Origin of the sequence: Pseudolysinimonas sp. (assembly GCF_031389465.1) — a bacterium.
In the GTDB taxonomy this organism is placed as follows: domain Bacteria; phylum Actinomycetota; class Actinomycetes; order Actinomycetales; family Microbacteriaceae; genus Pseudolysinimonas_A.
Genome location: NZ_JANMSQ010000016.1, coordinates 1 through 6765, shown reverse-complemented (window position 1 = coordinate 6765; position 6765 = coordinate 1). Strand labels below are relative to the sequence as shown.

7 protein-coding genes are annotated in these 6765 nt (G+C 68.2%); all 7 read left to right on the top strand.

Annotated features, from left to right (window positions below):
- The coding region (locus RMO30_RS00550) for a transcription antitermination factor NusB (protein ID WP_309708079.1) at positions 1-202 on the top strand (202 nt) is incomplete at its 5' end.
- 84 nt (positions 203-286) lie between these two features.
- Positions 287-826, top strand: a complete 540-nt coding sequence (pyrR, locus tag RMO30_RS00545) for a bifunctional pyr operon transcriptional regulator/uracil phosphoribosyltransferase PyrR (protein WP_309708076.1) — start codon at positions 287-289, stop codon at positions 824-826.
- Positions 823-1767, top strand: a complete 945-nt coding sequence (locus RMO30_RS00540) for an aspartate carbamoyltransferase catalytic subunit (RefSeq protein WP_309708073.1) — start codon at positions 823-825, stop codon at positions 1765-1767. The genes pyrR and RMO30_RS00540 overlap by 4 nt, the downstream gene beginning before the upstream one ends.
- Complete coding sequence (locus tag RMO30_RS00535; RefSeq protein WP_309708070.1) at positions 1764-3062, top strand: dihydroorotase; 1299 nt, start codon at positions 1764-1766, stop codon at positions 3060-3062. The genes RMO30_RS00540 and RMO30_RS00535 overlap by 4 nt, the downstream gene beginning before the upstream one ends.
- On the top strand, positions 3055-3549 hold the full coding sequence (locus tag RMO30_RS00530; protein WP_309708068.1) for a hypothetical protein: 495 nt from the start codon (positions 3055-3057) through the stop codon (positions 3547-3549). The genes RMO30_RS00535 and RMO30_RS00530 overlap by 8 nt, the downstream gene beginning before the upstream one ends.
- A complete protein-coding gene (carA, locus tag RMO30_RS00525; RefSeq protein WP_309708065.1) occupies positions 3546-4736 on the top strand; it encodes a glutamine-hydrolyzing carbamoyl-phosphate synthase small subunit in 1191 nt (396 codons plus the stop codon). The genes RMO30_RS00530 and carA overlap by 4 nt, the downstream gene beginning before the upstream one ends.
- A partial coding sequence (gene carB, locus RMO30_RS00520) for a carbamoyl-phosphate synthase large subunit (protein ID WP_309708063.1) occupies positions 4736-6765 on the top strand: 2030 nt, incomplete at its 3' end. The genes carA and carB, both read left to right, overlap by 1 nt.

The window sequence follows — 6765 nt, the reverse complement described above, 5'->3', positions numbered from 1 at the left end:
CTGGAGCCTCGCCCGGATGCCGGCACTCGACCGCGCCATCGCCCGCATGGCGGCGTGGGAGATTCTGCACAACGACGACGTGCCCGACGGGGTGGCGATCTCGGAAGCCGTCGACTTCGCGACCTCGCTCAGCACCGAAGATTCGTCGGGCTACCTCAACGGCCTACTCGGCGCGATCTCGCGGAACCGCGAACCCTCGTGAGTCGCTATCCGGGCTGACCCTGTAGCATCGACTCGAAACAGACCACCTTTAAGTCCGTCCAGAGAGACGGGGAAGGAGGTCAGGATGACTGCACGCCCCGTGCTGCAGCAGGCTGACATCGATCGCGCGATCACGCGGATCGCCCACGAGATCCTCGAATCGGATCTGGGCGACTCGGCTCTCATCGTTCTCGGCATCCCGACGCGGGGTGTTCTGCTCGCCGAGCGGATCGCCGCAGTGCTCGACAGGCTAGCCCCGGGGCGGGCGAGCGTCGGTGCTCTTGATGTGACGATGTACCGCGACGACCTCCGGTCGAACCCGACCCGCAGCCCCAGTCCGACCCGCTTGCCCGCCGGGGGCATCGATGGCGCGACGGTGGTGCTCGTCGACGACGTGCTCTACTCGGGCAGAACCATCCGCGCCGCCCTCGATGCGCTCACCGCGCACGGGCGTCCCCGCGCGGTGCGGCTCGCCGTGCTCATCGACCGGGGTCACCGGGAGCTGCCGATCCGCCCCGACTTCGTCGGCAAGAACTTGCCGAGCTCGATCACCGAGCGGGTCAACGTGCGACTGACCGAAACCGACGGCGACGACGGGGTCGAGATCGACGGGGGCGAGTCGTGAAGCACCTGCTGAGTACCCGCGACCTCGATCGCGATACCGCGATCGGCATCCTCGATGTCGCCGAAGACATGGCCGACGTCGCCCGGCGTGCCGTGCCCAAGCTGCCGACGCTGCAGGGCCGCACGGTCGCGAACCTGTTCTTCGAAGACTCGACCCGCACGCGCCTGTCGTTCGAGGCCGCGGCGAAGCGACTCTCTGCCGACGTGATCACGCTCAGCGCCAAAGGTTCGAGTGTGCAGAAGGGCGAGGGGCTCAAGGACACCGCGCAGACGATCGCCGCGATGGGGATCGACGCGGTCGTCATCCGCCATCCGGCTTCGGGCGCTGCCCGCGTGCTCGCCGACGGCGGGTGGATCGACGCCGCCATCATCAACGCGGGCGACGGCACCCACGAGCACCCCACCCAGGGGCTTCTGGATGCCTACACGATGCGCAAGACGCGGCACGGCGAGGCGTCCCGGGGCAAGGACCTCGACGGCCTGCGGGTCACGATCGTCGGCGACATCCTGCACTCGCGGGTTGCCCGTTCGAACCTGTGGCTGCTGACCACGCTCGGCGCCGAGGTGACCCTGGTCGCGCCCGTGACGCTGCTGCCGACCGGGGTCGCGACCTGGCCGGCGACGGTGCGACACGACCTCGACGACGCGTTGGGCGAGAAGCCGGATGTCGTGATGATGCTGCGTATCCAGAGCGAACGGATGAACGCGGCCTTCTTCCCCAACGAGCGGGAGTACGCCCGCGAGTGGGGCCTCGACGACGCCCGGTTCGCCGCCTTGCGCCCAGATACGATGGTGATGCACCCCGGCCCGATGATGCGCGGGCTCGAGATCTCTGCAGGCGCTGCCGATTCCGCCCGCTCGCTCGTGCTCGACCAGGTCACGAACGGGGTCTCGATACGAATGGCGGTTCTGTACCTCGTGCTCGCTGGTGGTGCCGCATGAACGTGATGATCAAGGCCGCGACTCTTCCCGACGGGACACGCCGCGATGTCGCCATCCGTGACGGGGTGTTCGTGGATGTCGGCGACGCCAAGGGTGCCACGGTGATCGACGCCGACGGCCTGCAGGCGCTGCCTGGCCTCGTCGATCTCCACACCCACCTGCGCGAGCCGGGCTTCGAGCAGAGCGAGACCGTGCTCACCGGATCCCGCGCTGCCGCGGCCGGCGGCTTCACGGCGGTGCACGCGATGGCGAACACCAGCCCCGTGGCCGACACCGCGGGAGTCGTCGAGCAGGTCGCCTCGCTGGGCGAACAGCACGGCTACGTCACGGTGCGTCCCATCGGCGCCGTGACGATCGGACTCGCGGGGGAGCGGCTCGCCGAAATCGGGGCGATGGCCCGCTCGCGTGCTGCGGTGCGGGTGTTCAGCGACGACGGCAAGTGCGTGCACGACGCACTCCTCATGCGTCGCGCCCTCGAGTACGTCGCGACGTTCGACGGTGTGGTTGCCCAACACGCACAGGAGCCGCGGCTGACCGAAGGCGCCCAGATGAACGAGGGCGCGCTCGCCTCGGAGCTCGGTCTCGCAGGCTGGCCCGCCGTCGCGGAAGAAGCGATCATCGCCCGCGACGTGCTGCTCGCCGAAGCGGTCGGCGCTCGGCTGCACGTGTGCCACGTGTCGACGGCCGGCAGCGTCGAGGTCGTGCGCTGGGCGAAGGCCCGGGGCATCACGGTCACCGCCGAGGTCACGCCGCATCACCTGCTGCTCACCGAGGATCTCGCCGAGAGCTACGACGCCCGGTACAAGGTCAACCCACCGCTGCGCCGCTCTGAGGATGTCGACGCGCTGCGCGCGGCTCTCGCCGACGGAACCATCGACATCGTCGCGACCGACCACGCCCCCCACCCGGTCGAGACGAAAGAAGCAGCCTGGGCCGAAGCCTCCTTCGGGATGGTCGGGCTCGAGAGCGCGCTCAGCGTCGTGCAGGCCGCGATGGTCGACACCGGACTGCTCGACTGGGCAGCCGTCGCCCGGGTGCTGTCGGCCGCGCCGGCCGCGATCGGACGACTCGACGGCTACGACACCCCGTTCGCGGTCGGCGCCCCCGCACACCTCACGCTCGTCGATCCGGCTGCTCGGCGCACGTTCGCGGTGGAACACCTCCACGGGCGCAGTGTCAACTCGCCCTACCTCGGGGTCGAGTTGCCCGGTCGGGTGGTCGCGACCGTGCACCGCGGAGTACCGACGGTGCTCGACGGCGAACTTCGCGAACCGGAGGAGGTCGCTCGTGGATAGGGTCACCCCCACCGTGGTCATCCTCGGGATCGTTCTGCTCGTCTTCGTGGGTCTCGCCCTCGGCTGGCGCGCACGTCGCAGTCGTCAAGCCGCACTGCCCGCCCTCGAGGTGCCTCCCGCCACGCTCGGCGCTCCGCTTGCCGTCGATGACGGCTTCTACGTCGCCACGACCCACGCTGAAGCTCCGACCGACAGGATCGCGGTTCGCGGGCTCGGCTTCCGGGCTCGTGCGGGGGTCGCCGTGCATCCCGAAGGGGTCGTGCTGAGCATCGCCGGCCGACCGGATGTCTTCATCCCGACATCCGCGATCGTCGGCGTGGGCCGCGCGACCTGGACGATCGACCGCGTCGTCGGCAAGGACGGCCTCGTGTTCGTCCGGTGGACCTACGGCGGCACCGACGTCGACACTAATCTGCGCGTCGCCGAACCCGCCTCTCTGGTGGCTGCCCTCCAGACGATCGCGCCGGCTGTGAAGGAGTCAGCATGACATCCCCCGACTTGGCCGTGCTCGTGCTCGAAGACGGCACCCGCTACCAGGGCCGTGCCTACGGCGCCCGCGGCCGCACGCTCGGTGAAGCGGTCTTCGCGACCGGCATGACCGGCTACCAGGAGACCCTCACCGACCCGTCGTACGCCGGGCAGATCGTCGTGCAGACGGCGCCGCACATCGGCAACACCGGGATGAACGACGAGGACCCCGAGTCGCGTCGCATCTGGGTGGCCGGGTACGTCGTACGCGACCCGTCCCGCGTGGTCAGCAACTTCCGCGCGAAGCGGTCGCTCGACAGCGAACTCGCCGACACCGGGATCGTCGGTATCTCCGGAATCGACACCCGCGCGATCACCCGGCGGCTGCGCGACTCGGGCGCGATGCGAGCGGGCGTCTTCTCCGGCCCGGATGCCGCCCTCACCGCCGACGAGCAGCTCGCGATCGTGCGTGCCGCACCGTCGATGACCGGGCGCAACCTGTCGGCCGAAGTCTCGGTCACCGAAGCCACGGTCACACCGGCCGTTGGCGAACGGATCGGAAACCTCGCCATTCTCGACCTGGGCATCAAGCAGTCCACCGTCGACAACCTCGCCGCCCGTGGGTTCGAGGTGCACGTGTTGCCACAAAGTGTGACCCTCGAGCAGGTACTTGCCATCGACCCGGTCGCCGCGTTCTACAGCAACGGACCCGGCGACCCGGAGGCATCCGACGCCCACGTCGCGCTGTTGCGCGAACTGCTCGACCGCAAGCTGCCGTTCTTCGGCATCTGCTTCGGAAACCAGCTGCTCGGTCGCGCCCTCGGCTTCGGCACCTACAAGTTGCCGTTCGGCCATCGCGGCATCAATCAACCGGTGCTCGACAAGACCACCGGCAAGGTCGAGATCACGGCGCACAACCACGGCTTCGCGGTCGATGCCCCGCTCGACGGGCCGGTCGACAGCCCGAACGGCTACGGCAAGGTCGAGGTGAGTCACGTGGGCCTCAACGACCAGGTGGTCGAAGGGTTGCGGGCGCTCGACATCCCGGCGTTCTCGGTGCAGTACCACCCCGAAGCGGCGGCCGGCCCGCACGACGCCAACTACTTGTTCGATCGGTTCGCCGACCTCGTGCGCGAGCACGCGGCCGGCGGGTTGAGTGCCGGCGGAGCCGGTGTATCGAAACCCAGCGACGGAGACTCCGAGTAATGCCGAAGCGTTCAGACATTCACTCGGTTCTCGTCATCGGCTCGGGCCCGATTGTCATCGGTCAGGCTGCCGAGTTCGACTACTCGGGTACGCAGGCGTGCCGGGTGCTGCGCGAAGAGGGCATCCGGGTGATTCTCGTGAACCCGAACCCGGCGACGATCATGACCGACCCCGACTTCGCCGATGCGACCTACATCGAGCCCATTACGAGCGAAGCGCTCGAGGCGATCATCAAGCAGGAGAAGCCGGATGCGATCCTGCCGACCCTGGGCGGCCAGACGGCGCTCAACGCGGCGATCGCGCTCGACGAGGAGGGCATCCTCGCGAAGTACGGCGTCGAGCTGATCGGCGCGAAGGTCGACGCCATCAAGAAGGGCGAAGACCGTCAGCTCTTCAAGGAGCTGGTGCTCGAATCGGGCGCAGATGTCGCCCGCAGCCACATCGTGCACACGGTCGGCGAAGCCGTGGATGCCGCCGACGATCTCGGCTATCCGCTCGTCGTGCGGCCGTCGTTCACGATGGGCGGCCTCGGCTCGGGCTTCGCGTACACGCGGGCTGACCTCGTGCGCATGGTCGGCGACGGCCTGCACCAGTCGCCGACCACGGAGGTGCTGCTCGAGGAGTCGATCACCGGTTGGAAGGAGTACGAGCTCGAACTGATGCGCGACACCGCCGACAACACCGTCGTGGTCTGTTCGATCGAGAATGTCGACCCGGTCGGCGTGCACACCGGTGACTCCATCACCGTCGCCCCGGCGCTCACCCTCACGGATCGCGAGTACCAGAACCTGCGTGACATCGGGATCGACATCATCCGCCGGGTGGGCGTCGACACCGGGGGCTGCAACATCCAGTTCGCGGTCGAACCGAACACCGGACGGGTCATCGTCATCGAGATGAACCCGCGGGTGTCGCGCTCAAGCGCGCTCGCGTCGAAGGCGACCGGATTCCCGATCGCGAAGATCGCCGCGAAACTGGCGATCGGCTACCGGCTCGACGAGATCCCGAACGACATCACCAAGGTGACGCCGGCATCTTTCGAGCCGACCCTCGACTATGTCGTCGTGAAGGTTCCGCGATTCGCGTTCGAGAAGTTCCCGTCGGCGGATGCCACGCTCACGACGACGATGAAGAGCGTCGGTGAGGCGATGGCGATCGGTCGCAACTACTCGACCGCGTTGCAGAAGGCGTTGCGCAGCCTGGAGAAGCGGGGGAGCAGCTTCCACTGGGGTCACGAGCCGCGCTCGAAGGCCGAACTGCTCGAGGTGTCCCGCATCCCGACCGACGGCCGCATCGTCACGCTGCAGCAGGCGCTGCGCAAGGGCGCGACGATCGATGAGGCCTTCGAGGCCACCAAGATCGACCCCTGGTTCCTCGACCAGATCGTGCTCATCAACGAGGTCGCTGACGAGATCGCGGGGTCGCTGCGCTTCGACGCCGCCCTCCTGCGGCTCGCGAAAGATCACGGCTTCTCCGACATCCAGATCGCCGAGCTGCGCGAACTCACCGAGGCTGAGGTGCGCAATGCGCGCTGGCAGTTCGGGGTGCGCCCGGTCTTCAAGACGGTCGACACCTGCGCAGGGGAGTTTCCGGCGCTTACGCCGTATCACTACTCCTCATACGACCTCGAGACAGAGGTGGCACCCTCCGACGCGCGCAAGGTCGTCATCCTCGGCTCCGGCCCGAACCGTATCGGCCAGGGTGTCGAGTTCGACTACTCGTGCGTGCATGCCTCGTTCGCCCTGCACGACGCGGGCTTCGAGACGATCATGATCAACTGCAACCCCGAGACGGTGTCGACCGACTACGACACCTCCGACCGGCTGTACTTCGAGCCGCTCACTCTCGAAGACGTGCTCGAGGTGATCCACGCCGAATCCCAGTCGGGTGAACTCGTGGGCGTCATCGTGCAGCTCGGCGGCCAGACGGCTCTCGGACTCGCGAAGGGCCTCGAAGCCGCGGGAGTACCGATCCTGGGCACCACCCCGAGCGCGATCGACCTCGCCGAGGAACGCGGGCTGTTCTCGGG